Here is a 25,643-nt window from a genome sequence, read left to right as displayed (position 1 = left end):
AGGGCGCTAAGCTGGCAGCGAACGGACAAGGGTCAGGAGACAGGCATGCGTGGAATGGACGTGGTGGTGGTGGGCGCAGGACCGGCAGGTCTGTGTTTCGCGCGCGCGCTGGCCGACAGTGGCCTGCAGGTCGGGCTGGTGGAAGCGCAGCCGCGCCAGGCACTGGCCGATGCGGCCTTCGACGGCCGCGAAATCGCGCTGACCCACGCGTCCCGCCAGAGTCTGGAACAGTTGGGCCTGTGGCAACGCCTGCCGGCCAGTGAGATTGCCGAACTGCGCGATGCCAAGGTGCTCAACGGCGGTTCGCCGTTCGCACTTACCTTCGCCAGCGACCGCACTGCCGACCAGCCGCTGGGCTGGCTGGTGCCCAACCACCTGATCCGTCGGGCAGCCTGGCAGAGCGTGCAGGGCCAGCCGGGCCTGGCCCTGTTTGATGGGCGCAAGGTGCAGTCGCTGCGTGCGGATGCGCAGGGCCACGTGGTGACCCTGGACGATGGCAGCCAACTGCACGCCCGCCTGCTGGTGGCCGCTGACAGCCGCTTCTCCGGCACCCGCCGCCTGCTGGGCATCGGTGCGCAGATGCGCGACTTCGGTAAATCGATGCTGGTGTGCCGCATGCAGGTCGAACGTGACCATCGCCACACGGCGTGGGAATGGTTCGGCTATGGCCGCACCCTGGCCCTGTTGCCGCTCAACGAAGGGCAGGCGTCAGCGGTGGTCACCCTTCCGCCGCGGCAGATCGAGCAGCTGCTGGCGATGGACGAGGTGGCCTTCGGCCACGCCATCACTGGATTCTTCGAGCACCGCCTGGGGCAGATGCAGCCGGTGGCCACGCCGCAGGCGTATCCGCTGGTAGGCGTCTACGCGCACCGTTTCGTCGGCAGTCGCTGTGCGCTGATCGGCGATGCCGCCGTGGGCATGCACCCGGTCACCGCGCATGGGTTCAACCTGGGTCTGGCCAGTGCGCAGCGCCTGGCGCAGGGCATCGCCGAACAGCAGCGTCGCGGGGCGGACATCGGCGCCGACGGCATGCTGGCCCGCTACGAGCGCGGGCACCGGCTGGCCTCGCGGCCGCTGTACGAGGCCACCAACGCCATCGCCAGCCTGTATACCGACGACCGTGCGCCGGCGCGCCTGCTGCGCGCGGCCGGTCTGCGGCTGGCGCAGGGCGTGGCGCCGTTCCGCAGGGTCATTGCCTCGCACCTGACCCAGCGCGTGGCCTGACCCTGCCTTGCCCGGCCGGGTCAGCCGGCAGCCAGCACGCGGATCTGGCTGTCGTTGAATTCCACCACCTGGCCTGCGCGGATCTTGCAGGCCTTGCGCAGCTCGACCTGGCCGTCCACCAGCACCTGGCCGTCGCCGATCACCATCTTGGCCTCGCCGCCGCTGGTGACCAGGTCGGCCAGCTTCAGCAACTGCTTCAGTTCGACGTACTCGCCGTCGAGGTCGAATTCGAGAATCTGCATGGAACACGTTTCCGGCTGGGGCGGGCCAGGGCTGGCCGCGCGGGTCGCGTATTGTGCGCCAGGGCGGGCGGTCATGGATGCGAATGGTTTCCTGTACGCGCCGTTCAGGCAGGGTGCGGTATCATTCCGCTCTGAGCGAGTGAATCTCCCTCCGAACGAGCAGCGCCAGGGCACGCGATAAGAAGGGCGCCCAAAGCGCGGACCATCCCTTTTTTATCGCACTGCCATGCAGATGGCCGTGCCTTTGGAGTTTTCCATGTCCCAAGATTCCCACGCGCCGCTGCAGTTCGCGCAGCTCGGCCTGTCCGAGCCTGTCATGCAGGCGGTCAGCGCCATCGGCTACGAAACCCCCTCGCCGATCCAGGCGGCCACCATTCCGGCCATGCTGGAAGGCCGCGACGTGCTGGGCCAGGCCCAGACCGGTACCGGCAAGACCGCGGCCTTCGCGCTGCCGGTGCTGTCCAACATCGATCTGCAGCAGACCAAGCCGCAGGCCCTGATCCTGGCGCCGACCCGCGAGCTGGCCATCCAGGTGGCCGAGGCGTTCCAGTCGTATTCCTCGAAGATCCCCGGCTTCCGCGTGCTGCCGGTGTACGGCGGCCAGCCCTATGGCCAGCAGCTGTCGGCCCTGCGCCGCGGCGTGCACATCGTGGTCGGTACCCCCGGCCGCGTGATCGACCACCTGGACCGCAGCACCCTGGACCTGTCCGAGCTGAAGACCCTGGTGCTGGACGAAGCCGATGAAATGCTGCGCATGGGCTTCATCGACGACGTCGAAGCCGTGCTGAAGAAGCTGCCGGAGCAGCGCCAGGTGGCCCTGTTCTCGGCCACCATGCCGCCGCAGATCCGCCGCATCGCGCAGACCTACCTGCAGAACCCGGTGGAAGTGACCATCGCGGCCAAGACCACCACCTCGGCCAACATCCGCCAGCGTTACTGGTGGGTGAGCGGCATGCACAAGCTGGACGCGCTGACCCGCATCCTGGAAGTGGAGCCGTTCGACGCGATGATCATCTTCGCGCGCACCAAGGCCGGCACCGAAGAACTGGCCAGCAAGCTGCAGGCCCGTGGCCTGGCCGCTGCCGCCATCAACGGCGACATGCAGCAGGCCCAGCGTGAGCGCACCATCGCCATGCTGAAGGAAGGCAAGCTGGACATCCTGGTGGCCACCGACGTGGCCGCCCGTGGCCTGGACGTGGAGCGCATCAGCCACGTGCTGAACTACGACATCCCGTACGACACCGAAAGCTACGTGCACCGCATCGGCCGTACCGGTCGTGCCGGCCGCAGCGGCGAGGCGATCCTGTTCGCCACCCCGCGCGAAAAGGGCATGCTGCGCCAGATCGAGCGCGCCACCCGCCAGCCGATCGAAGAAATGCAGCTGCCGAGCGTGGAAGCGGTCAACGACACCCGCATCAACAAGTTCACCTCGCGCATCAGCGAAACCCTCGGCGCCGGCGGCCTGGACTTCTACCGCCAGCTGCTGGAGCGTTTCGAGAGCGAGCAGAACGTGCCGGCCATCGAAGTGGCCGCTGCTCTGGCGAAGATGCTGCAGGGCGATACCCCGTTCCTGCTGCAGCCGCCGGTGCGTGCGCCGCGTGAAGAGCGTGCCCCGCGCGAGCGTTTCGACCGTGGCGACCGCCCGGAACGCGGCGATCGCTTCGACCGCAACGAGCGCGGCCCGCGCTTCGAACGTGGCCCGCGCCGCGAAGAGGGCGAGGGTGGCTTCGAGCAGCGCCCGCGCCGTGAAGTGCCGCCGCGTGGTGCGCCGGACCAGGGCATGGAGACCTACCGCATTTCGGTGGGCCACCAGCACGGCGTGAAGCCGGCCAACATCGTCGGCGCCATCGCCAACGAAGCCGGCCTGGAAAGCCGCTACATCGGCCGCATCGACATCCACGACGACTTCTCGCTGCTGGACCTGCCGGCGCAGATGCCGCAGGACGTGCTCAGCCACCTGCAGAAGGTGTGGGTGTCGGGCCAGCAGCTGCAGATGCGCCCGCTGGCGGCCGGCGAAGAGATCAATCCGGCCCCGCGTCCGTTCAAGCCGCGCTTCGACAAGCGTGGCCCGGGTGGTCCGGGTGGCCCGCGTCGCGGTGGCCCGGGTGGTCCCGGCGGTGACCGTGAAGGTCGCCCGCCGCGCCGCGATGGCTTCAAGCCGCGCGGTCCGCGCAGCTTCTAAGCGTCACGCCTGAAGGGGCGGGGGGCGACCGGGCATTCATCTTCGGATGGCCCGGGCGCCGCCCGCCCTTTTTCGTGGGCTTCGCGCCATCCACACATCCACGGTTCTAGGCTGAACGGGTTCCGCAGGAGGTTGCCACCGTAATCGCGTCCGGGGGGATCCAGGATGGGTAGGAGGGGTAGCGAGCAGCAGGATCGGCGGGTGCCGATGACCCGAGGGTTGGGGCTGCGCTTTGTGTTGCTGACCGGGATGGCGATCAGCCTGGTCGCGTTGTCGGCTGTCATCCAGGAGCTGCAGGCCGCGTCCACGGCGTGGATTGCCGGCCAGGGGCACTGGTCGCGTGGGCAGCAGGAGGCCACCTCGGCACTGAGCCGCTATCTGGTGCGTGGCCAGCTGATCGACCTGAACGATGCCGAGCGCGCGCTGCAGTTGCCGCTGGGCGATCTGCAGGCGCGCCTGGCACTGGAACAATCCGATCCGGACGAAGCGACTGCCCGCGCCGGCTTCCTGCGCGGTGGCAATGCCCAGGGCGATGTGGCGCGCCTGATGTTTTCCTTCCGCCACGCCCGCGATTTCGGTGCGTTCCGTGATGCCACCGCCCTGTGGCGACAGACCGACCCAGGCGTGCTGGCCATGCAGGCCTTGATTGCCGAACTGCGCCAGCGCCACCACGAAGGTCCGCTGCCGGTGACTGCCCGCGACGCCTACCTGCAGCGGCTGCGCGACATCGACCAGACCCTGCAGGGGCAGGCCAGGGCCTTTTCACAGGCGCTGCTGGACATGTCCCGCGCGGTGCGCATCGCCACCCTGGTGGTCGGCGGTGTGTCGGTGCTGGGCATCACGCTGATGGCCATCGCCCTGGCCCGGCGCGTGGGCAAGGACATGGGGGAACACGAAAGCCGGTTCCGCGCGGCGTTCTACCAGGCCAACGTGGGCATGCTGAAGCTGGATGCGCGGGGGCGGGTGGTCGAGGCCAACCAGGCCATCGCCGATATCCTGGATTACCGCCGCGACCAGCTGTTGCAGATGGCCTTCGCCGATCTGTTGATGGAGGGCGAGCTGGTGCTGGACGAGCACGGGCAGATCGACTGGGAACGCCAGCTGCGGCCGGGCGAACTGCGCTTCCGCCGGCGCGACGGCAGCCTGGTGTGGGGCCGCTGGAGTGGCACCGGGGTGCGCACGCCCGGTCGCGGCCTGTCGGTGTTTGCAATCATCGAAGACGTCAGCCAGCACCATGCGCTGGCCCGCGAGATCGAACACCACGCCAGCCATGATCCGCTGACCGGCCTGATCAATCGCCGCGAGATCGAACGGCTGCTGGAGAATGCCCTGCTGCAGGTGCGCTCGGAAGGCGGCGTGCATTCGCTGTGCTACATCAACCTGGACCATTTCAAGCTGGTCAACGACAGCTTTGGCCATGCCGCCGGCGACCAGATGCTGCGCGGTTTCGCCGAATACCTGATCGGCGCGGTGCGCGATGGCGACTGGGTGGGGCGGTTGGGCGCCGATGAGTTCGCGGTGTTCCTGGCCCGCGCCAGCCAGGACGAGGCCAAGCGCGTGCTGCAGCGGCTGCTGCGCAACCTGGGCCAGGCCACCTTCCCGATCAGCGAGGGCAGCCCGCAGCTGAGCTGCAGCATCGGCGTGGTGGAAGTCACCGCCGACGCGCAGGATGTGAACTGGCTGATGAGCGCGGCCGACAGTGCCTGCTATGCGGCCAAGCAGGCCGGGCGCAACCGCATCCACTGCTTCAACGAAGACCGCCTGGCGCTGGACGAGCGGCGCCAGGAGGCCGAGCGCCTGCAGCGGGTCAGCCGCGCGATGGCCGATAACCGCATGCTGCTCTATGCCCAGCGCATCGCCAAGGTGGGCGATCCGAGCTATCTGCACTACGAAGTGCTGGTGCGCATGCGCGACGCCGCCGGCGCGCTGCACCTGCCCGGCCAGTTCATGCCGGCGGTGGAGCGCTATGGCATGGCCGTGGCGCTGGACCGCCATGTGCTGGGCCTGCTGTTCCGCCATCTGCAGGTCTGCCCGGCGCATGTGCGCCAGCTCGGCTTGTGCAACGTGAATGTGTCGGCCCAGTCGATCGCCGAGCCGGGCTTCCTGGCCTTCGTCTGCGACCTGCTGGAGCGCAACCGTGCACTGGCGGCGAAGCTGTGCTTCGAGATCACCGAAACGGCGGCGATCAGCAACCTGACCCAGGCACGGGCCTTCATCGATGCGGTCAAGGCGCGCGGCTGCCGCATGGCGCTGGACGACTTCGGCTCGGGGCTGTCCTCGTTCGGTTACCTGCGGCAGCTGCCGGCCGACATCCTGAAGATCGACGGGGCCTTCGTGCGTGACATGGGCAGCGATCCGGTCAGCCATGCCACGGTGCGCGCGATCAGCGAACTGGGCCGCGAACTGCAGATGGAAGTGGTGGCCGAATGGGTGGAAACCGAGGAGGTGGCCGCCGCGCTGGCGGCACTGGGCGTGCAGGGCCTGCAGGGCTTTGCCATTGAACGCCCGCAACCGCTGGAACGGCTGACCCTGGCCGACCAGCGTCCGCTGCGCCTGGTGGGCCAGCCGGGGCCACCGGTCTGACCGGCGACGGCCCCACCTTTGGTCTACACACCGGTGCCGCCGCAGACTGCGATAATGACCGCAGGGGCGACGTGCACTGGGCGCGGACGTAAGCAACAGCGGGACACAGCGTGGTCGGCAGGCACGTGCGGTTTGAAGTAGGGGCAGTGCTGGTGGTGCTGCTGGCCTGGCTGGCATTGCCCTGGCTGGGGCATGCGCGCGCGGCCGAAGCCGGGCGCGACTATCTGCTGGTGGGCGCCGCCACCGATGTGCCCACCCCGCACCGCGCGTGTACGCCGCAGATGCTGGCCGGGCCGCGCCAGCAGGTGCGCGTCGATGCGCCGCCCGGCGGGTGGTCGGGCGAACCGCAGGCGCTGGATGTGTTCAACGTGTTTGCCGGCGAAGTCCGCCTGCAGCATGGCGAGCGCGAGATCTGCGGCAACATGGACGACGCGCGCACCCGCGATTCGCGCTTCCGCGCCGGCATCGGCATGGTGGCCGTGCCGCGGGCCGGCAGCCACGAACCCTTCCTGGTGTCCTGGCAGACCCCGCTGAAAGCACGCTGGGTGCCGACCCTGCGGCTGGGCGCGCCCAGCCCGGTGCAGCAGAACGACACCGCGCGCCTGCTGGTGCGCGCTGCGTGCATTGCGGTGGCCATCGCGCTGGCACTGTCGGCGCTGATGGGCTATTTGACCACCCGCGATCGCAGCTTCCTGTTCTACATCGGCGCCACGCTGATCCTGGTGCTCTGGCAGGCGGTGCTGGGCGGGTTGTCCGGCTACCCCGAGCCCTGGCTGCCGGTGGGCGAGCGCGCCGCCTGGTGGTTGATCGCGCTGACCGCGGCCACCCAGGCCATGGCACTGCCGGCGCTGTGGCGGCTGAACGGCGGTGACCGGCAGTTGCCGCGCTCGCGCCTGCCACAGCAGATCGTGCTGTGGGGCCTGCTGGCCGTGGCCGCGCTGGTGCCGTGGCTGGGCCGCGAGGGGTTGAAAGTGGTGACGGTGGGCCTGCAGGTCAGCTTCATCGTGGGCTGCGCGCTGTCGTTGGCCGTGGGGCTGTGGGCCCGGCTGCGCGGCGATGTCTGGTCGCAGGCCGGGCTGGCCGCGCTGACCCCCATGCTGGTGCTGATTGCCGCCGACGCCGTCAGTGCCGGCTGGTTGCTGGAATACCGCGTGGAAGCGCTGCAGCTGGCGGTCACCTGGCTGCTGATGATGGCCGCCTATGCACTGAACCTGCGCCTGGGCCGCCTGCGCCAGCAGCGCGACGAGATGCGCCACCTGGCCGAGACCGATTCACTGACCGGCCTGCCCAACCGCCGGGCCGGCCTGCAGCAGCTGGGTGAGCACCTGCAGCGGGGTGGCCGCGACGACGATGGGCTGGTCATCGGCTTCCTCGACGTCGACCTGTTCAAGGACATCAACGACCGCCACGGGCATGAGGTGGGCGACCAGGTGCTGGTGGCGGTGGCCCGCGCGCTGCGCGCCAGCGTGCGTGGCCAGGACGAGGTCGCACGGATGGGCGGCGAGGAGTTCCTGGTGGTGCTGCCGGGGGTGTCGCGCGAGGATGCGCGGCGGCGCCTGGACGTGCTGCGCCAGCGCATCACCGAAGCCTGCCAGAGCCTGCAGGTGCCCGGCCTGCAGGTCACCGCCAGCATCGGGCTGGCGCAGTGGCGCCCGGGCCAGGACGACCTGGCGGCCCTGCTGCGGCGTGCCGACCATGCCATGTACGTGGCCAAGCGCGGTGGCCGCAACCGGGTCTTCGACGGCGAAACCGCAGATTCCGTTGCCGTTGCATGAGGCGGGAAGGGAGGCAATGCCGGATAATGGGCAGATGACCACCCGACTCAACAAATACATTGCCGAAACCGGCTTCTGCTCCCGCCGCGAGGCTGACCGTCTGATTGCCGAACGGCGCGTGACCGTGAACGGCCACCCGGCCGGCACCGGCGCGGTGGTTGGCGCGGACGACACCGTGCTGGTCGACGGCCAGCCGCTGCGCGTGCGTACCGCGCGCAAGCCGGGCGCACGCCGCCATGTCTACATCGTGCTGAACAAGCCGGTGGGCGTGACCTGCACCACCGAAACGTCGGTGAAGGGCAACATCGTGGACTTCGTCGGCCACGAGCAGCGCATCTTCCCGATCGGCCGCCTGGACAAGGAATCGGAAGGTCTGATCCTGATGACCAGCAATGGCGATATCGTCAACCAGATCCTGCGTGCCGAGAACGGCCACCAGAAGGAGTATCTGGTGGCGGTGAACAAGCCGGTCACCGACGAATTCCTGCGTGGCATGGCCCGCGGCGTGCGCATCCATAACCAGATGACCCTGCCGTGCCGCACCTCGCGCATTGCCAAGTTCGGTTTCCGCATCACCCTGCAGCAGGGCCTGAACCGGCAGATCCGGTTGATGGCCGCGGAGTTCGGTTTCCGCGTGACCCAGCTGCGCCGCGTGCGCATCGACAACATCAAGATCGGCGCGCTGAAGCCGGGCCAGTGGCGCAACCTGACCGAGCAGGAACTGCACGGGCTGCTGCCGCAGCAGCAGGACTGGTAAGCGCTGCCGGGCACGGCCCGGCGCTGCTTCCGCTAGACTCGGCGACGACCTGCCGGAACGTGACGCTGCATGATCAAGCCCGACAAGCCCGCCAACGAAGCCCAGCGCCTGGAGGCGCTGTACCGCTACCGCATTCTCGATTCGGACCGTGAAAAGTCGTTCGACGACCTGGTGGTGATCGCCAAGGCGGTGTGCGGTACCAGCATGGCGGCGGTCACCCTGATCGATGTCGAGCGGCAATGGTTCAAGTCCATCCAGGGCATCGATGCGGCGGAAAACCTGCGCAGCGAATCGATGTGCGGGCACGCGATCCTGCATCCGCAGGAAATCATGGTGGTGGAGGACGCGCAGCAGGACATCCGCTTCCATGACAACCCGGTGGTGACCGGCGACCCGCACGTGCGTTTCTATGCAGGTGCGCCGCTGGTCAGCAGCGACGGACTGCCGCTGGGCACGCTGTGCGTGTTCGATGCGCGCCCGCAGCAGCTGGCACCGGACAAGGCCGAAGCGCTGGCTGCGCTGTCGCGGCAGGTCATGCTGGTGATGGAACTGCGCCGCTTCGCGCTGGATATACAGAGCCACATGCTGGAGCGCGATGATTACGAGCGTCTGCTGGCCGAGTACCACGAGGTGCTGCTGGCGCAGAACGCCGACCTGACCGAGCAGAGCCGCACCGACGCGCTGACCGGCCTGCCGAACCGGCGCGCGCTGGCCGTCGCACTGGCCGAGGCGGTCGCCACTCCCGACGGGCAGCTGCGGCAGACCTGCGTGGCGCTGGTGGATATCGACCACTTCAAGCAGATCAACGATTTCCAGGGCCATGCCACCGGCGATCGGGTGCTGGCCGAACTGGGGGTGCTGCTGCGCTCGCACTTTGGCGGGCGGGGCATGGCGGCGCGCTATGGCGGCGAGGAGTTCGTGGCGCTGATGCCCGACATCGACCTGCGCACGGCCGAACTGCAGTGCGAGTTCCTGCGCATGGCCGTGGCGGACCTGCCGCTGGGGTTCCCGGTCACCATCAGCATCGGCGTGGCCCAGTACCAGCCCGGTGAAAGCACCGACCAGACCCTGGCCCGCGCCGACGCCGCCCTGTACCGGGCCAAGGCCGGCGGCCGCAACCGCGTCGAGCTGGCCCCGTAGAGTCGAGCCATGCTCGACTGATTCTGTAGAGTCGAGCTTGCTCGACTGATTCTGTAGAGTCGAGCTTGCTCGACTGCCGTTGGCGCCAGGCGAAAAGCAGTCGAGCAAGCTCGACTCTACGCGTTGCATCCGGCGAAAAGCAGTCGAGCAAGCTCGACTCTACCGTCGGCGCTTCAATCGGCGATGTTGCGCGCCTCGGCGGTGCCCAGGATCTCCGGGTGCTGCACCGGCTTGCGGCGGTTCAGCAGCGGGTGCAGGAACACGGCGCCGACGATGATCGCCACGCCCAGGTAGAACCACGGGGTCACTTCGTGCTGCTCGTTCAGCAGCACCACGGCCAGCACCACCGCGTAGACCGGTTCCAGGTTGGTGACCAGCTGCACGGTATAGGCGCTCAGGTGGCGCAGCGCCACCAGCGCCAGTGCGAACGGCAGCAGGGTGCAGGCGCCGGCCAGGACCAGCAGCAGGATGCCGTCGTGCAGGTCCGGCACGACCCACAGCGGGCTGGCCAGGGCCGGCAGCAGATACGGCATCACCGGGGCCAGCAGGGTCAGGGTGAGGGTGCCGGCGCCCAGTTCCAGCGCGGTCACCGTCAGCGGGTCGGCATGGCTGACCATGCGCTTGTTGAGCGAGCCGAACACGGCCACCAGCAGCGCCGACAGCGCGCCCACCAGTACCCCCAGGCGCATGCCGTCGGGCACGCCACCCACCACCAGCGCCACGCCCGGCAGCACCGCCAGGCCGAAGGCCAGTTCGCGCAGCTGGAACGGCCGCTTGGCGACCCACGGCTCGATGATCGAGGTGAACACGGGCGCCAGCGCAATGCAGGTCGCCGCCACCGAGGCGTTGGCCAGCTTCACCGCACCGTAGAACGTCAACCAGTGCAGCGCCACCAGCGCGCCGATGCCGGCATAACCGGCCACCAGTCGCAGCGGCAGGGTGCGCAGGCCGCGCCAGACCCGCGGCAGCAGCGCCAGCATGGCCACCACCAGCAACATGCGCCACCACACCAGCGGCAGCGCCGGCAGGGTGATCAGCTTGCCCAGGATGGCGGTGACGCCCCAGAGCAGGACGCAGAAGTGGATCTGCCAGAGGGCTTTACGGGTGTCGGCGGTGGTCATCGCCGTATTGTGCGGCATGCGCAGGGCCGCCGGCGATGGCGGCGGCAACGCAGTTCCCGCTGATCCGCTGCGCTGCGGCTACGGCTCCTGCCCGGCGCGCCACGGATCGTAGCTGCCGAACCACCACAGGTAGCCTTCCGGGTCGGCGCAGGCGTAGCCGCGACCGCCATAGTCCTGGTCGGCAATATCGATGACGATGCGCGCACCGGCGGTCTTGGCCCGGGCGTAGTGGGCATCCACATCGGCCACGATCACGCAGGCACTCTGGGTCTGCCGGCCACCGACCTCGTCGGGCAGCACCGCCAGCTTCGACCACTCGCCGCCGTTGCTGGCCGAGCCCAGCATGATCATGCCCTGGCCGAACACCAGCTGCGCATGGAAAACCGTGTTGCCCTCGGCGTACACCGCCTGCGCGTGGAAACCGAAGGCGCGCTGCAGCCAGTCGATTGCCCCCAGCGCGTCGCGGTAACGCAGGCAGGGAATGATGGTGGAGCCGCTGCCCCCCACATGTTCGTCAACCATGACACCCCTCCTATGGCACAGGGCAGGGTGGATCGCCGCCCGTTACCATCGTGCGAAACCCCGGTGACGGCCTGCACATGGCCGCGACCCCTGTTCGGAGATGGTGCTGGATGAAAACCTGGATCGGAGGCGCCGTGCTGCTGGCGTGCACCACCTTGGCCAACGCGGCCACCCCGCCGCAACTGCAGGACCTGGACGCAACGATCGAGCGCGTGCGCGCGCAGTTCGATGTGCCGGGCGTGGCCGTGGCCGTGGTGAAGGATGGGCAGGTCGTGCTGGAACGCGGCTGGGGCGTGCGTGAACTGGGCAAGCCGGCGCCGGTGCAGGCCGACACGCTGTTTGCCATCGCCTCCAACACCAAGGCCTTCACCGCCACCTCGCTGAACCTGCTGGCCGAGGACGGCAAGCTGAAGATGGACGACAAGGTAATCGACCACCTGCCGTCGTTCCGCATGTCCGACCCGTTCGTGACCGGGCAGATGACCATCCGCGACCTGCTCTCGCACCGCAGCGGGCTGAGCCTGGGCGCCGGCGACCTGCTGTTCTGGCCGACCACGTCCTACAGCAACGCCGAGGTGGTGCAGCGGCTGGGCCAGGTGCCGCTGAAGGGCGGCTTCCGCGAGCGCTATGCCTACGACAACATCCTGTACGCGGTCGCCCAGCAGGTGATCGAGCGCGTGTCGGGCATGAGTTACCAGCAGTTCCTGCAGACCCGCATCTTCGACAAGGTGGGCATGGCCGGCACCCGCTACAACGCCGACCACCTGCAGCCGGGCGACAACGCGGCCATCGGCCACGCCAAGTACGATTTCAAGGATCTGCGCACCGTGGCGCCGCTCACCTGGTCGAACAATGCCGGCGCCGGTGGCATCTATTCCAGTGCCCACGACATGGCGCGCTGGATGCAGGTGCAGCTGGCAGAGGGCGCACTGGCCGACGGCACGCCGCTGTTCAGTGCCAAGACCCAGGAAGAGATGTGGCAGATGATCACGCCGCAGGCCATCGCCGTGCCGAGCGTGCCCGAACTGGAGCCGGCACGGGCCAATTTCGCCGGCTATGGCGAGGGCTGGAACCTGAGCGACTACCGCGGGCAGAAGCTGGTGTGGCACACCGGCGGCTGGCCGGGCATGGTTTCGCGGCTGACCCTGGTGCCGGGGCAGAAGCTGGGCGTGGTGGTGCTGACCAACCAGGAATCGGGCGCCGCCTTCAACGCGATCACCCTGAGCGTGCTCGACGCCTACCTGGGTGGCGAGAAACATGACTGGGTCGACGCCTATGCCAAGGGCGTGGCCAAGGGCCAGGACAAGGCCGACGAAGCCTGGGCCAGGCACCAGGCCGAACGGGCCAAGGGCAGCACGCCGTCGCTGCCGCTGCGTGGCTATGCCGGGCAGTACCGCGATCGCTGGTATGGCGACATGGCCATCGTGACCGAGGGCAAGGGCCTGCGCCTGTCGTTTGCGAAGACGGCGCAGTTGACCGGCCGCCTGGAGCACTGGCAGCACGACACCTTCATCGTGCGCTGGGACGACCGTTCGCTCAACGCCGATGCGTTCGTGAACTTCAGCCTGGACCCGGACGGCAAGGTGCGCGAGGTGCGCATGCAGTCCATCTCGGACCTGACCGATTTCAGCTTCGACTTCCAGGACCTGCAGTTCACCCCCACGAATCGGTAGATGCCGACCTTGGTCGGCATATCGAAACGTGCCCGCCGGGCCGCGGCGGGAACGCGGCACACACCTCCAACATGGGATAATCCCCGCGCTGATTGATGGCGAGGGAGTGCGATGTTCCGTTGGTTTGAATCCCTGATCCCGGTGTTCCCGCCCGTGGACGGCCGCATGCCGCCACAGAAGGTGCTGCCGTTCTACCTGCATTACCTGCGCCCGGTGTGGCCGGTGCTGCTGGCTACCCTCATCGCCGGCCTGCTGCTGGCGCTGGTGGAAGTGGCGATGTTCGATTACCTGGGCCGCATCGTCGACATGGTCGCCGAGCAGCCCGGTGCCGATTTCTTCCGGCGCCACGCCAACGAGCTGGGCTGGATGCTGTTCATCACGGTCATCGCCCGGCCGATCCTGGTGGGCCTGCACAACCTGCTGGTGAACCAGGCCATCGTGCCCGGCCTGAGCAACCGCTCGCGCTGGCTGATGCACAACTACGTGGTGCGGCAGAGCCTGAGCTTCTTCCAGAACGATTTCGCCGGCAGCGTGGCCAACCGGGTCATGCAGACCGGCACGTCGCTGCGCGAATCGGCGGTGCAGATGGTCGATTCGCTCTGGTACATCGTGGTCTACACTGGCACCGCGCTGTACCTGTTCGCGCAGGCCGACTGGCGGCTGATGGTGCCGCTGATCCTGTGGCTGCTGGCCTATGCGGTGATCCTGTTCTACTTCGTGCCGCGCGCGAAGGAGCGGGCGTGGATCGCCTCCGAGGCGCGCTCCAAGGCGATGGGCCGCATCGTCGATGGCTATACCAACATTCCCACCCTGAAGCTGTTCGCCCACGGCGGCCGCGAGCAGGCCTATGTGGCCGAATCGATCCAGGAACTGGCGGTCAAGCATCGTGCGCAGACGCGCATCACCACTGGCATGGACCTGACCATCGCCATCGTCAACGGCTTCCTGATCGCCGGTACCTGCGGCCTGGCACTGTGGCTGTGGAACGGCGGGCATATCACCGTGGGCGCGATCACCCTGGCCACCGGCCTGGTGATCCGCATCCACAACATGTCCGGTTGGATCATGTGGACCATCAACGGCATCTTCGAAGACATCGGCACCGTGCAGGATGGCATCACCACCATCGCCCAGCCGCTGACCGTGCAGGACCGCGACGATGCCGTGCCGCTGCAGGTGACCCGTGGCGGCGTGCATTTCCACGACATCCATTTCCACTATGGCAAGAAGGGCGGCGTCATTGCCGGCCTGGACCTGGTGGTGAAGCCGGGCGAAAAGATCGGCCTGGTCGGTCCGTCCGGCGCCGGCAAGTCGACCCTGGTCAACATTCTGCTGCGGCTGTACGACTTGGAAAGCGGGCGCATCCTGATCGACGGCCAGGACATCGCCCACGTCACCCAGGAAAGCCTGCGCCAGCAGATCGGCGTGGTCACCCAGGACACCTCGCTGCTGCACCGCTCGATCCGCGACAACCTGTTGTACGGTCGCCCCGACGCCAGCGAACAACAGCTGCGCGCCGCCGTGGCCAAGGCCCGTGCCGAGGCGTTCATCGACACGCTGGTGGACGGGCAGGGTCGCCGCGGCTACGACGCGCATGTGGGCGAGCGCGGGGTGAAGCTGTCCGGTGGCCAGCGCCAGCGCATCGCCATCGCCCGCGTGCTGCTGAAGGACGCGCCCATCCTGGTGCTGGACGAAGCGACCTCGGCACTGGATTCGGAAGTGGAAGCGGCCATCCAGGACAGCTTGGACGAACTGATGGGTGGCAAGACGGTCATCGCCATCGCGCACCGCCTGTCCACCATCGCGCGCATGGACCGGCTGGTGGTGATGGACCAGGGCCGCATCGTCGAAACCGGCACCCATGCCGAACTGGTTGATGCCGGTGGCCTGTACGCGCGGCTGTGGGCGCGGCAGACCGGCGGTTTCATGGCCGCCGATCAGTAATGCTTCGGGGGTCGGATCCCTTTCCGCAGGAAAGGGCTCCGACCCCATTCAGCGCTAGCGTTCCTGCTGCCCCGGTTCGATGCTGACCTCGATCAGCGCGACACACTTCGAGGCCGGATCACGGCGCTGTTCGGCGTAGTCGCCCTGCATGTGCACGCGGATGCTGCGGTCGCCCTGGGTGAACTGGTAGGACGGCCCGTTGTCAGTGAATGCGAACTCGTCGGTCGGGGGCGTCTGCCCGTACATCTTCTGCGCATAGCCGGCCTGCAGCAGGCGCTGCCGCAGCTCGGCGGCACGCAGTGGGCACTGTGCGCCGACGTCCTCGTACAGCGGTTTGCTGCCGTAAGGGCGCTCCTCGCCCGGGGGCCGGCGCTTGGTCACCGAATAACGCATGTACACCGCGGCGGGGTAGTAGGTCACCTCCAAGTCCTGGCTGAACGGCTGCTCAGCCGTGCCGTTCATCTCCGACACCTGCACGGCGCGTTCCCGCGGCGGGTTCGGGTTCCAGGGCTCGGCCCGCGGCGGCGGCATCGGCAATTCGAACAGGTTGAGCGGCAAGCGGCGGCAGAGCTCCGGCAGCCGCAGCGGCTGCAGATCGGTTGGCGTACCACGCAATGACAGAAGCAAGTGCACAAGCCGGTCGGAGACATCCTTCGGGTCGGCCTGGTCGATCAACCCGCGCTGCTCTGGCGGTGTCGAATGGAGGCTTGCGCAATTGCCTGGTGCGGCCCATTGCTCGAAGTCGTAGGCATCGGCAGCGAAGGTCGCAGGTGCGGTGAACGTGGCGGCGAGGGCTGCGCAGAGCGCGATGAAGGCGTTGCGTCCGTTCCTGTGCATGATCCCGATCCTTCGATTGGCCGGTGGCCGACACCGGTACAGTAGCGCAGCCGGCCGCCGCCCCTGTGTTGGCGCGCAGGCTCTATCCTGTACTGCCACACGTTTTCCCCAGATAAGGTCCTGCATGCTTCTGCCCACGCGCTGCGCCCTGCTGCTGGCCCTCCTGTCTGCGCCGACGCTGTGCCCTGCCGCCGAAGCGGGTGGGGCACAGCTGGAGCAGGTGGTGCTGCTCAGCCGCCACAACCTGCGCGCGCCACTGGTGTCCTCGGGAACGCTGGCCGAAGCGACACCGCATGCCTGGGTGAAGTGGGATGTTGCCGCCGGCGAGCTGACCACCAAGGGCGGCGTGCTGGAGGTCTACATGGGCCGCTACGTGGGCCAGTGGCTGCGCCGGCAGCAGGTGCTTCCGGCAACGGGCTGCCCGCAGGCCGGCGACTTCCATGCGCTGGCCAACAGCCTGCAGCGCACCCAGGCTACGGCGCAGTTCTTCATTGCCGGCGCGTTCCCTGGTTGCCACGTGACGGTGGAACAGCGCCGCCCGCTGGGCACGATGGATCCGTTGTTCGACCCGGTGATCCATCGCGATGACGCTCGCTTCCAGCGCCGGGCCCTGCGTGCCATGCACAGGGCCGAATCGCAGGCGCGCTTGGCGCCGGACCTGCAGGTGGTGGAGGGCGTGGTGGAACACGCGGCCTCGCCGGCCTGCGCCGGACGCAGCCCGTGCGCGCTGGCTGCGGGCGACAGCACGTTCCGCGTGGAAGCGGGCAGAGAGCCGGGGGCCTCAGGCTTGCTGGCGCTGGCCAACGGCATGGTCGATGCGCTGTTGATGGAGGATTACCAGGCGGCCCCGGGAACCACGGCAGGTTGGGGCCGCCTGCACGATGATGCGCAGTGGCAGGCCCTGGCGCGCGTGCGCAACGGTTACCAGGACATCCTGTTTGGCACGCCGGAGGTGGCGCGCGATGTGGCGGCGCCGCTGCTGGCGCACATCAGCGCCGCGTTTGCCGATCCGCAGGCGCCGAACGTCAGTCTGCTGGTCGGCCACGATTCCAACATCGGCTCGGTGCTGGCGGCGTTGGGTGCCTCTGATTACACGCTGCCTGGCCAGCTTGAGCGAACGCCTATCGGCGGCCTGCTGCAGTTCGAGCGGTGGCGGGGCGAAAGCGGGGCGGCGCGTTACCGGCTGGCGTATGTCTATCCGACACGCGATCAATTGCGTGATGCGCTGCCGCTGACCGACGCACAGCCGCCGGGGCGGGTCGAGTTGACCCTGCCGGGATGCGCGCAGGACGGATGCAGTGACGTGCAGTTCGAGCGATTGCTGCATCGTGCATTGAATTGAACGCCCTGCGTGGATCAAAACGCGGGGCGATTGCATGAAAAACGGCCCGGGGTTTCCCGGGCCGTTCTGGTTTCATCTCATGCCTGACCGATCACTCGATCGGCTGGTCCAGCATCAGCTGGCGGGCGAAGCGCACCGGCGGCGCGCCGTAGGACAGCATCTGGTCGTGGTAGGCCTTCAGGTTGAACTTGTCGCCCAGCTTGTCCTGCATGGCCTTGCGGGTGTCGAAGTGCTCCTGCGCACCGACGAAGTAGGTCGGCAGCTGAGCCGAGGTCAGCTGCGCGCGCACCCACTTGCCACTCGCTTCGCTCTCCTGCTGGAACGCATCGTGGGTCATCAGGTGCATCGCCTTCTCGCGATCCCAGTTGTCCACGTGCACGCCCTGGTCCAGGATCGCGTTGGAAATGGTGCGCAGGTAGAACTTCAGCTGCACCAGGTGGAACAGCGGGTCGTTGTTGAGGTAACCCTGCTCCTGCATCATGCGCTCGGTGTAGACCGCCCAGCCTTCGGCGAACAGGCCCGAACGCAGCACGGCGCGCAGGGTGGAGGGGAACTTGGCCGAATGCCAGCCTTCCAGATAGTGGCCCGGGGTACCTTCATGGATGCTCAGCAGGTGGATCATGCGCGAGTTGTATTCGCGCAGGAACGAATCGACCTGCTTGTCATTCCAGTCGTCGGGAATGGGCGAGACCGCGTAGAAGGTCTTCAGATTCTTGTCCAGCGGGCCCGGCGAATCGCAGTAGGCCACGGCCACGCCACGCTGGAATTCGGGCATCAGGATGATGTCGACCGGCGCATCGGGCAGGGTCATCAGATCGTGTTCGCGCACGAACGCGGTGGACTGCTCCAGCGCGGCCTTGGCATCGTCCACCACCTTGTCGCGCGCCGGCTTGTCGGCGTAGGCCAGCTCCAGCGCCGCTTCGATCGCCTTCTGCTGCTGCTCATCGGTCGGCTGGGCCGGCATGTCCGGTGCGCCCGGCTTGTCCTTCAGCACGGTCTGCGCGATGCCGTACATGTCTTCGCGCACGCGCTTGAGCTCGGCACGCGCACGCTCACCGATCTCCTGCCGCGACAGCGACGAGTTCAGCGCGAACTTCAGCTTCTGGTCGTACTTTTCCGCACCGATGCGGAAATCACCCTTTGCATTCGGCACCAGGGTCTTGTCCAGCCAGGTCTGCTGCTCGTCCACGGCCTTCTTCAGGCCGTCGATGGCCGCCTGCAGGCGCTGCTGGTCGGCCTGCGGCAGCTCGCCGATGTGCGGGGTGATGAAGGTATCGACGATGCTGAGGATGCCCTTGTTCTGCTTGGCCACCGTCTCGGCATGGATCTTCGGCACGCGTGCCGGGTCCAGGTTCTCGCGCGCCTGGGCGAAGATCGCCGGCAGCTTTTCCATGCGCGCGGTGGCCGACTTCAGGCGTTCCGGCAGCGGGGCGAACTCGCGGGCCATCAGGCCATAGATCGCACTGCCGGCCAGGCCGTTGTACATCTGCGGGTCCCACTTGCCGGACTGCAGCACCTCGGCGTTCCAGATTTCCGACTGCAGCTGGTTGCGCAGGATCGCCGCGTCCACCTGGTTCTCGCGGCCCAGCTTGGCCACCTCGATCTTGTCCAGCTCGCCCAGCAGGGCCTTGTAGGCGGCCACGGTCTTCTGCTGGCCGGCGGCGCTCAGGTCGTCGATCTCGCTGTCATAGCGGTGGTCGCCGATCTGGGTCGCGCTGACCGGCGACAGCTGCATCCAGGTATCCAGGGCGCGCTTGGACAGATCGGCGAAGGCCGCATCGGCGGCCTGGTCAGCGGCCTGCTGGCCAGCGGCGGGGGTGGAAGCGGACGTCGGGGCGTCGGCCGGCTGGCAGCCGGCCAGGGCGGCGACCAGGGCAAGGGCAAGAAGATGCGGGCGCATCAGGCGTTCCTGTACGGGGTCAAACCCCGAGCATAGGCCGCCGGGGCTGCTTTGTCCCCCTGCCATAGGATTACCATGTGCGCCTCAGGGAATCTTCATTGGAGCGCAGGACATGCAGGAACAGGGACGCAGCCGCTACGGCACGATGGCGGTGATGGCCAAGGGGGCGCTGCTGGCGCTGGCACTGGCCGGCTGTGGCAAGAGCGCTGACATGGCCGCCGATGCCGGCGGTGTGGCCGCCGCCGCGGTCGCTTCACCGGAAGGCGCGTTCCTGGCCTATGAGCACGACGTGCAGGTGCAGCTGCCGGCCGAGCAGATCGCGCCGCGCATCCAGCAGATCGCCCAGGCCTGCCAGAGCGCGAAGTTCGGCGACTGCGCGGTGCTGCAGGTCAACCAGCGCAGCGGCGAGCGCCCCGATGGCGAGGTGCGCGTGCGCATCGCGCCCAAGGGCACTGAACCGCTGATCGCCCTGGCCGGCGAAGGTGGCACCGTGCAGTCGCGCAATACCCGTGCCGAAGACCTGGCCCAGCAGGTGGCCGATACCGCCCTGACCAAGGCGCGGCTGGAAAAGGAACACGCGCGCCTGCTGAGCTACCAGGACCGCAAGGACCTGAAGGTGGAAGAACTGCTGGCGGTCACCGCGCGGCTGTCTGAAATCGAGGCGGGCGTGGAGCAGGCCAACAAGGACAGCGCACAGCAGCGCCGCCGTATCGACACGCAGCTGGTGACGGTGCACTTCGGCACGACCTCGGGCCAGCGCAGCCGCAGCGAGATCGGTGAAGCGCTGAGCGAATCGGGCAGCATTCTCAGCACCAGCGTGGCGTTCCTGATCCGCGCGGCCGCCGCGTTGTTGCCGGTGGCGATCATCGCGCTGCTGTGTGGCTGGGGCATCCGCACCTGGTGGCGCCGCCGCCGCCGCAAGGCCTGACCGGCGGCGCAGTGCAGGTAGCGCCGGGCCATGCCCGGCGAACCTCAGCCCTCGTCGGTCTCGTATTCGACGAACACATCCAGTTCCAGGGCCAGTTCCTGCACCGCATCGCGCACCTTCTGCGCGGTGCTCTCGTTGCCCACTTCCACTTCCAGTTCATGGATGCCCGGGCCGATGTCGTCCGACAGGCCGGCCGAACTGGAATCGTCGTCATCCATGTGCGGCATCAGGTCATCGGTTTCTTCAACATGCTCGATGCCTTCCAGCCCCAGCAGCAGATCGCTGATGGCGCGGGCATCGTCTTCGGTTCCGGTGATTCGCAGTCGCAGCATGGACATGGCAGTGGCACGTGGTGGGAGTTCAGCGCAGCCTAGCCAGCGGCAGGCAAAGACCGGGTGAGGGCGCTGTCAGCCGACGGTAGGCGGGCGGCCCAGCAGGCTGTCGGGCAGGGCGGGAATCGGCGTGCGCTCGTCGTGCGCCTGCTCCAGCAGCCAGTCGATGAACACGCGTGCCGCCGGGCTCGGCGGCTGCCCTTCGGCATGCACCACGTAGTAGCTGTAACGGGCTTTCATCGCGGGGCCTGGCAGGCGCACCACTTCGTAGCGCTGCAGGTAGGGCTGCGCGATGTGGGTGCGTGCCAGCACCGCGCCCATGCCATACACCGCCGCGCGCATTGCATCGGTGCTGTCGGCGAAGGTGTGCATGGGCGGCAGCGGCGAGGGCGGGCGCACCCCCGCATGCCGGAACCAGTCGCGCCAGCCCTGCGGTGACAGATCGCTCAGCAGCGGCAGGTCGGCGATGCGTGCCGGGTCATCCAGCGCTTCCACCCCGGCCAGCGCCGGTGACGCCACCGGAAACAACTGGTCGTCCATCAGGTGCTGCGCGTGCAGCCCCGGCCACTGGCCCAGCCCGTAGCGGATACCGACCTCGGGGCCGCTGTCGTCGTAGCGGTCCAGCCCGCTGCCAGTGTGCAGTTCAATGCGGATCTGCGGATGGGCCTGGGTGAAGCGCGGCAGGCGTGGCAGCAGCCAGCAGTACGACAGCGAGCGCAGCGTGGTGACCCGCAGGGTCACGCTGTCCGCATCGGGCTGCAGGTGGTGGGCCACGGCGGCCACATCGGTGAAGGCCGCGCTGGCGGCGTCGGCCAGTTGGCGGCCCTCGGCGGTCAGTCGTACCCCGCGCGCATGGCGCAGGAACAGGCGGGTTTCCAGCACCTCTTCCAGGCGCCGCACGTGGTGGCTGACCGCGCTGGCGGTCAGGTGCAGTTCCTGCGCGGCCTGGGCGAAGTTCTGGTGGCGTGCGGCCACCGCGAAGACGGCCAGTGCGGGCAGCAGGGAAGGGCGTAGCAGCATGTCCAGCCTCAAACCATATTTGTGGCTGGCAGCGATACTACGCGCTTGTGCGGTGGACGTCTGCGGCCGATGCTGTCTTCCCGGTGGACGAAATGACGATGGACGGAGGCAGCAACATGAACGCGGTACCTCAGGTGGCAGAACGCGATTGGCGCACGCCGCTGGAACTGACCCTGCTCGGCGCGATCTGGGGCTGCTCGTTCCTGTTCATGCGCGTGGCGGTGCCGTCGTTCGGCCCGTTCGCGCTGGTGGAAGTGCGGCTGGTGCTGGGTGCGCTGGTATTGATGCCCTTCCTGTGGCGCGCGCGCGCGCAGTTTCCGCCGCGCCGCTGGCTGTGGCTGGCGCCGATCGGGCTGATCAATTCGGCCCTGCCGTTCGTGTTGTTCGCCTATTCGGCCGAGCAGGCGCCGGCGGCGATCGGCGCGATCTGCAATGCGATGACGGTGTTGTTCGCTGCGCTGATCGCGTTCCTGTTCTTCGGTGAAAAGATCGGCGTGCGTCGTGCTGGTGCGCTGCTGGTCGGCTTTGCCGGCGTGGTGGTGCTGGCCACGGCCAAGGTGTCGGGCCTGAGCATCGGCATGGCGGTGTTGGCGGGCGCTGCGGCGTCGCTGCTGTATGGGCTGGGGGTGAACCTGGTGAAGCGGCACATGACCGGCCTGCCGTCGGCCGCCGCCGCTGCCGCCACCCTGGGCTGTGCATCGCTGTGGATGCTGCCGATGGCCGTGACCCATTGGCCGCAGGGGGCCATTCCAATGAAGGCCTGGGGCGCGGCGATCGCGCTGGGCGTGGCCTGCACCGGCCTGGCGTTCCTGATGTTCTACCGCCTGATCGGCCGCATCGGCCCGTCGCGTGCCTCGACCGTGACCTACCTGATTCCGCTGTTCGGCGCCGCGTTCGCGTGGTTGTTCCTGGGCGAACCGGTAACGCTGCAGATGCTGGTTGCCGGTGGCTTGATCCTGGGCAGCGTGGCGGTCAGCCAGAAGAGCTGAGGCATCGCGCGCGTGACGCGTGCTGAAGGCGATTCACCGTTCATGGGCGTCACTTTTCTTTGCGCGCGCAAAGAAAAGTAACCAAAAGAAACGCGCCGCCGTCCGCGAGCCGGCGCTGCGCGCCGGTACCCTGCGCTCCTCGGTCCGTCGAGGGACGGCGCGGAACTCGCTGCGCTCAGACACCCGCGCCTCTTCGCCCTCGCCGGACCTGCGGTGCTCGGCTCGCTTCAAGGCGGACCCAAATCAAAAGCCACAGCTGCACCCAGTAGATCCACGCCATGCGTGGATGTTTTCGGCTTCGCTTTGCCAACCCGCCGCGGCGCTACCGTTCATCTGTAGTGGGCGCCAGTGTTCTCTGCGCGCGCACCGCGCCGCAGGGACGGCGCGGAACTCGCTGCGCTCAGACACCCGCGCCTCTTCGCCCTCGCCGGACCTGCGGTGCTCGGCTCGCTTCAAGGCGGACCCAGATCAAAACCCACAGCTGCACCCAGTAGGTCCACGCCATGCGTGGATGTTTTCGGCTTCGCTTTGCCAACCCGCCGCTGCACTCGCCGGGCATGGCCCGGCGCTACCGCACCGGCACCGGGATGTTGCACAGATCGATATGCCCGGCCGGGCGCTTGTAGAAATCATCCACGCGGTTGCGCCGTGCTTCCACCGTATCGGCGAAGGTCTTTGAATCGGTGCGCAGTACCTGGATCGGGGTGCGCTCGGCCGCTGGCACGTCGCTGGCGCGACGGATCGATACGATCGGCGTGCGCAGCTTCGGGTCCGCGTAGAAGCCCATCGGCGCCGGTCCGCGCGGAATCGCGCTCAGCAGTTCCATGCCCTTCAGCACGCGGCCGACCAGGGTGATGTTGCGGTCGAGCTGGCGCGGCGACTGCCCGGTCACCACGTACAGTTCGGCGCCGATGCTGCTGTCTTCTTCGTTGTTGCGGCCGGCCCCCAGCATGCCGTAGCAATGCGCCAGCCAGGCCTTGCCCGCCTGCGGGTCCTGGCCGACCGGGAAGCCATCGACGAAACCGGTCTGCGCGGCCCAGCCATCGCGGTCGGGCAATACGCTCACCTTCAGACCACTGCTGGCCCGCTCGAATTCGGCCGGCAGTTTGCGCGCGGCGCTGCCGAACGGCTTGGCCTTGCTGGCGTCGTCGGCGTCGGCATCGCCGAACTGCACCACGAAGTTGTCCTGCGAACGGTAGATGCTGGTGCCGTCCCAGAAATGCTCGTGGGCGAAGGTCTGGATGTTGGCCACATGGCGCGGCGCGAACTGCGGCGCCAGTTCGATGATGACCCGACCGGCCGGCAGGTCCATGTACAGCAGGTTGGCCGGGTCCGGGGTGCGCCAATCGCCGGCCGTGGAAGCATCGAGGATCTGCTGCGGGCTGCGGTAGGGCGTGGCCGCGCTGGCCAGGGCGGGCAGCAGGCAGGCGAGGGCGAGGGCGGTCAGGGCAGTGCGACGGCGGTGCGGCATGGGATCCCCGGAACGAAGGTGTCAGCCGATTCTGCGCCACCGGCGGCGCCTGCGCCATCGATGCCCTCTGGCCTTGCTGATGCGCGTACGGCATTGTGTGCTGATTGGCAGGGAAGCATGCAATGAGCGAACAACAATCCGCCACGCCTGAAGCGGCGTTGCGCGCGTTGATCACATCGACACTGAAAGGCATCGTCGATGATGACGTGGACGCTGTGCGCTGGTTGCAGCGACTGCCGTCGCGCACGCTGTTCGAAGTGGACGAGCGGCGACGCAGCTGGTGGGCACCACGGGGAAACGAACTGCTTTCCAGCGTGCAGATCTACCAGAGTGCGCCGCTTGAAGTGCGTGCGGCGGCACTGTTCCTTGCCGGATGCGATGGCAATGGCCATACGCGCGAGGCCGCGCTGCGGATGATGCGGTCTGTGCCCAGCCACTTGACGTTGTGCTGCGCCCTGTTGCGCTGCAATGACTGGGTGGCCGAGGTGCGTGCGGTGGCGCAGGACGTGGTGATGTCCCTGCTTGGGCAGTGCGCGGTCCACCAGGTGCTGGCGGCATGGCCGATCGTGGTGCGCCTGCGCGATGCACAGCGTATCGACCGCGCGTGGCTGCAGGACAGCCTGCTCGCGTGGTTGGCATCGCCGTCGCGCCGGGTAGTGCTTGAGGGACTGCTGGGGCATCCCGACGCACGCACCCGACTGTCGGCCTACGGCATCGCCCTGCAGACCCATCCGGATCGCGCTGCCCTGCGCGCACATGCGCTGGGCGACAGTGATCCGCACGTGTCCTACCAGGCGCTGGCCGACCTTCTGCAGCATGGCGCGAGCGCGGACATCGACGTGCTGTGTCCGCTGGCGTTGTCCGCACCCTCCGCCCGCGTGCGGGGTGCCGCGCTGCGCGCGCTGGTCGAACGCGAAGGGGCCGGACTGGACGCGCACATCGAAGCGGCGGCATTCGACCGTTCGCGCGGTGTGCGCCGCTTGGCTGCATGGCTGCTGCAGCAACGGCAGGGCCGGCCCGCCATCGCATTGTGGCGCGACGCGTTGCAGCCGCCAGGACGCGGGCGCTGGCGCGAGGCATTGGCAGCGCTTGCCGATCACGCCGAGGCCGAGGATGTGCCTGCATTGCGCGCCTGGTTGCCGCAGGTGTCGGCGCGTCATCAGCGCAACTGCCTGCGCGGTTGGGTGCGGGCCGAGGGCGGCGCCGGCCTGGCGCTGCTGCGGGTGGCACTGGAAATGCCGGGTCGCACAGTGAATGCGATGCTGGACAGCGCGAACGCGCTGTGGATTGCGGAGCTGGATCCACCGAGGCTGCTGGCGTTCTGCCACGACGGCCCTTCGCCGATCGCGCAGGCCGGCCTGCGCCGACAGCTGCCACGGCTGCCGCTGTGGCAGCACCTGGACCTGCTGCTGGACGGGATGCCGCAGCGCGAAGATGAGCGCGCCTGGCACCTGCAGCTCGCGCACGACTGGCTTGGCCGCAGCGGGCAGTACTCGCCCCTGGGGCCCGCCCGCCGGCAGGCCCTGGTCAGTCGGCTGGAAGCGGGCAGGCATGCGTTGCCCGAGGCCGTTGCGGCGCAGGTGCTGACGGCCGTGCGCCAGGCCTGAGGCTCCACTGTCGCCCGGCAGGGTTACTAACGACACATTCGCTATACCGGACTT

General features: G+C 68.1%; 20 protein-coding genes. 12 read left to right on the top strand and 8 right to left on the bottom strand.

The features are described 5' to 3' along the window. Positions 1 to 45 precede the first annotated feature (45 nt). Entirely contained in the window at positions 46 to 1,224 is a 1,179-nt protein-coding gene (ubiM, locus tag AC06FA_RS03065; protein WP_478067058.1) for a 5-demethoxyubiquinol-8 5-hydroxylase UbiM, read from the top strand. 20 nt (positions 1,225 to 1,244) lie between these two features. On the opposite strand, the gene AC06FA_RS03060 is transcribed toward ubiM, so the two are convergent. Next, positions 1,245 to 1,466, bottom strand: a complete 222-nt coding sequence (locus AC06FA_RS03060; RefSeq protein ID WP_108752563.1) for an RNA-binding S4 domain-containing protein — start codon at positions 1,464 to 1,466, stop codon at positions 1,245 to 1,247. Between the two features lie 256 nt (positions 1,467 to 1,722). On the opposite strand from AC06FA_RS03060, the gene AC06FA_RS03055 reads away from it, so the two are divergent. From AC06FA_RS03055 to AC06FA_RS03035, 5 genes are all read left to right on the top strand, one after another. Next, a complete protein-coding gene (locus AC06FA_RS03055) occupies positions 1,723 to 3,648 on the top strand; it encodes a DEAD/DEAH box helicase (RefSeq protein WP_478067057.1) in 1,926 nt (641 codons plus the stop codon). Between the two features lie 165 nt (positions 3,649 to 3,813). After that, a complete protein-coding gene (locus tag AC06FA_RS03050; protein ID WP_478067056.1) occupies positions 3,814 to 6,231 on the top strand; it encodes a putative bifunctional diguanylate cyclase/phosphodiesterase in 2,418 nt (805 codons plus the stop codon). A gap of 146 nt (positions 6,232 to 6,377) precedes the next feature. After that, complete coding sequence (locus AC06FA_RS03045; protein WP_478067115.1) at positions 6,378 to 8,006, top strand: sensor domain-containing diguanylate cyclase; 1,629 nt, start codon at positions 6,378 to 6,380, stop codon at positions 8,004 to 8,006. Positions 8,007 to 8,040: 34 nt separating this feature from the next. Then, positions 8,041 to 8,763 (top strand): pseudouridine synthase, encoded by a 723-nt coding sequence (locus tag AC06FA_RS03040; protein ID WP_312706132.1) that lies wholly within the window; start codon positions 8,041 to 8,043, stop codon positions 8,761 to 8,763. 69 nt (positions 8,764 to 8,832) lie between these two features. Then, positions 8,833 to 9,903, top strand: a complete 1,071-nt coding sequence (locus tag AC06FA_RS03035) for a sensor domain-containing diguanylate cyclase (protein WP_478067055.1) — start codon at positions 8,833 to 8,835, stop codon at positions 9,901 to 9,903. 173 nt (positions 9,904 to 10,076) lie between these two features. Here the strand turns inward: AC06FA_RS03035 and AC06FA_RS03030 are convergent, their stop codons facing one another. Both AC06FA_RS03030 and AC06FA_RS03025 read right to left on the bottom strand, forming a co-directional pair. Further along, positions 10,077 to 11,024, bottom strand: coding sequence for a DMT family transporter (locus AC06FA_RS03030; RefSeq protein WP_478067114.1), 948 nt, complete (start codon positions 11,022 to 11,024; stop codon positions 10,077 to 10,079). Positions 11,025 to 11,102: 78 nt separating this feature from the next. Then, the gene (locus AC06FA_RS03025) at positions 11,103 to 11,546 is read right to left on the bottom strand and encodes a VOC family protein (protein ID WP_478067054.1); all 444 of its coding nucleotides are present in this window, start codon (positions 11,544 to 11,546) and stop codon (positions 11,103 to 11,105) included. 110 nt (positions 11,547 to 11,656) lie between these two features. On the opposite strand from AC06FA_RS03025, the gene AC06FA_RS03020 reads away from it, so the two are divergent. Continuing rightward, positions 11,657 to 13,219 (top strand): serine hydrolase, encoded by a 1,563-nt coding sequence (locus tag AC06FA_RS03020; protein ID WP_478067053.1) that lies wholly within the window; start codon positions 11,657 to 11,659, stop codon positions 13,217 to 13,219. A gap of 111 nt (positions 13,220 to 13,330) precedes the next feature. Further along, complete coding sequence (gene smrA / locus AC06FA_RS03015; RefSeq protein ID WP_478067052.1) at positions 13,331 to 15,163, top strand: multidrug efflux ABC transporter SmrA; 1,833 nt, start codon at positions 13,331 to 13,333, stop codon at positions 15,161 to 15,163. Positions 15,164 to 15,217: 54 nt separating this feature from the next. Here smrA and AC06FA_RS03010 read toward each other — a convergent pair whose 3' ends face one another. Continuing rightward, the gene (locus tag AC06FA_RS03010) at positions 15,218 to 16,000 is read right to left on the bottom strand and encodes a hypothetical protein (protein WP_478067051.1); all 783 of its coding nucleotides are present in this window, start codon (positions 15,998 to 16,000) and stop codon (positions 15,218 to 15,220) included. Between the two features lie 124 nt (positions 16,001 to 16,124). On the opposite strand from AC06FA_RS03010, the gene agp reads away from it, so the two are divergent. Next, complete coding sequence (gene agp, locus AC06FA_RS03005; protein ID WP_478067050.1) at positions 16,125 to 17,342, top strand: bifunctional glucose-1-phosphatase/inositol phosphatase; 1,218 nt, start codon at positions 16,125 to 16,127, stop codon at positions 17,340 to 17,342. A 91-nt stretch (positions 17,343 to 17,433) separates the two neighbouring features. Here the strand turns inward: agp and AC06FA_RS03000 are convergent, their stop codons facing one another. Further along, positions 17,434 to 19,242 carry a DUF885 domain-containing protein gene (locus AC06FA_RS03000; protein ID WP_478067049.1) on the bottom strand — a complete coding sequence of 603 codons (1,809 nt, stop codon included), beginning with the start codon at positions 19,240 to 19,242 and terminating at the stop codon, positions 17,434 to 17,436. 112 nt (positions 19,243 to 19,354) lie between these two features. Between AC06FA_RS03000 and AC06FA_RS02995 the strand changes: the two genes are divergently transcribed. Further along, positions 19,355 to 20,170 carry a DUF4349 domain-containing protein gene (locus AC06FA_RS02995; protein ID WP_478067048.1) on the top strand — a complete coding sequence of 272 codons (816 nt, stop codon included), beginning with the start codon at positions 19,355 to 19,357 and terminating at the stop codon, positions 20,168 to 20,170. 44 nt (positions 20,171 to 20,214) lie between these two features. Here the strand turns inward: AC06FA_RS02995 and AC06FA_RS02990 are convergent, their stop codons facing one another. Next, positions 20,215 to 20,508 (bottom strand): hypothetical protein, encoded by a 294-nt coding sequence (locus tag AC06FA_RS02990; RefSeq protein WP_108749042.1) that lies wholly within the window; start codon positions 20,506 to 20,508, stop codon positions 20,215 to 20,217. A 69-nt stretch (positions 20,509 to 20,577) separates the two neighbouring features. Then, positions 20,578 to 21,522, bottom strand: coding sequence for a LysR substrate-binding domain-containing protein (locus AC06FA_RS02985; protein WP_478067047.1), 945 nt, complete (start codon positions 21,520 to 21,522; stop codon positions 20,578 to 20,580). A 116-nt stretch (positions 21,523 to 21,638) separates the two neighbouring features. Between AC06FA_RS02985 and AC06FA_RS02980 the strand changes: the two genes are divergently transcribed. Continuing rightward, on the top strand, positions 21,639 to 22,511 hold the full coding sequence (locus AC06FA_RS02980) for a DMT family transporter (protein ID WP_478067046.1): 873 nt from the start codon (positions 21,639 to 21,641) through the stop codon (positions 22,509 to 22,511). A 568-nt stretch (positions 22,512 to 23,079) separates the two neighbouring features. Here the strand turns inward: AC06FA_RS02980 and AC06FA_RS02975 are convergent. Then, entirely contained in the window at positions 23,080 to 23,982 is a 903-nt protein-coding gene (locus tag AC06FA_RS02975; protein WP_478067045.1) for a peptidylprolyl isomerase, read from the bottom strand. Between the two features lie 122 nt (positions 23,983 to 24,104). Between AC06FA_RS02975 and AC06FA_RS02970 the strand changes: the two genes are divergently transcribed. Then, positions 24,105 to 25,589, top strand: coding sequence for a hypothetical protein (locus AC06FA_RS02970; RefSeq protein ID WP_478067043.1), 1,485 nt, complete (start codon positions 24,105 to 24,107; stop codon positions 25,587 to 25,589). The last annotated feature ends 54 nt before the right edge of the window (positions 25,590 to 25,643 follow it).

This window comes from Stenotrophomonas sp. Steno-C17 (assembly GCF_056393165.1).
The sequence above is the reverse complement of the archived record's forward strand: the minus strand, read 5'-3'. Positions and strand labels throughout refer to the sequence as shown.

Coding starts and splice junctions, on each gene's coding strand:
- ubiM (WP_478067058.1), top strand. CDS start 46: ATGCGTGGAATGGACGTGGTGGTGGTGGGCGCAGGACCGGCAGGTCTG.
- AC06FA_RS03060 (WP_108752563.1), bottom strand. CDS start 1,466: ATGCAGATTCTCGAATTCGACCTCGACGGCGAGTACGTCGAACTGAAG.
- AC06FA_RS03055 (WP_478067057.1), top strand. CDS start 1,723: ATGTCCCAAGATTCCCACGCGCCGCTGCAGTTCGCGCAGCTCGGCCTG.
- AC06FA_RS03050 (WP_478067056.1), top strand. CDS start 3,814: ATGGGTAGGAGGGGTAGCGAGCAGCAGGATCGGCGGGTGCCGATGACC.
- AC06FA_RS03040 (WP_312706132.1), top strand. CDS start 8,041: ATGACCACCCGACTCAACAAATACATTGCCGAAACCGGCTTCTGCTCC.
- AC06FA_RS03035 (WP_478067055.1), top strand. CDS start 8,833: ATGATCAAGCCCGACAAGCCCGCCAACGAAGCCCAGCGCCTGGAGGCG.
- AC06FA_RS03030 (WP_478067114.1), bottom strand. CDS start 11,024: ATGACCACCGCCGACACCCGTAAAGCCCTCTGGCAGATCCACTTCTGC.
- AC06FA_RS03025 (WP_478067054.1), bottom strand. CDS start 11,546: ATGGTTGACGAACATGTGGGGGGCAGCGGCTCCACCATCATTCCCTGC.
- AC06FA_RS03020 (WP_478067053.1), top strand. CDS start 11,657: ATGAAAACCTGGATCGGAGGCGCCGTGCTGCTGGCGTGCACCACCTTG.
- smrA (WP_478067052.1), top strand. CDS start 13,331: ATGTTCCGTTGGTTTGAATCCCTGATCCCGGTGTTCCCGCCCGTGGAC.
- AC06FA_RS03010 (WP_478067051.1), bottom strand. CDS start 16,000: ATGCACAGGAACGGACGCAACGCCTTCATCGCGCTCTGCGCAGCCCTC.
- agp (WP_478067050.1), top strand. CDS start 16,125: ATGCTTCTGCCCACGCGCTGCGCCCTGCTGCTGGCCCTCCTGTCTGCG.
- AC06FA_RS03000 (WP_478067049.1), bottom strand. CDS start 19,242: ATGCGCCCGCATCTTCTTGCCCTTGCCCTGGTCGCCGCCCTGGCCGGC.
- AC06FA_RS02995 (WP_478067048.1), top strand. CDS start 19,355: ATGCAGGAACAGGGACGCAGCCGCTACGGCACGATGGCGGTGATGGCC.
- AC06FA_RS02990 (WP_108749042.1), bottom strand. CDS start 20,508: ATGTCCATGCTGCGACTGCGAATCACCGGAACCGAAGACGATGCCCGC.
- AC06FA_RS02985 (WP_478067047.1), bottom strand. CDS start 21,522: ATGCTGCTACGCCCTTCCCTGCTGCCCGCACTGGCCGTCTTCGCGGTG.
- AC06FA_RS02980 (WP_478067046.1), top strand. CDS start 21,639: ATGAACGCGGTACCTCAGGTGGCAGAACGCGATTGGCGCACGCCGCTG.
- AC06FA_RS02975 (WP_478067045.1), bottom strand. CDS start 23,982: ATGCCGCACCGCCGTCGCACTGCCCTGACCGCCCTCGCCCTCGCCTGC.
- AC06FA_RS02970 (WP_478067043.1), top strand. CDS start 24,105: ATGAGCGAACAACAATCCGCCACGCCTGAAGCGGCGTTGCGCGCGTTG.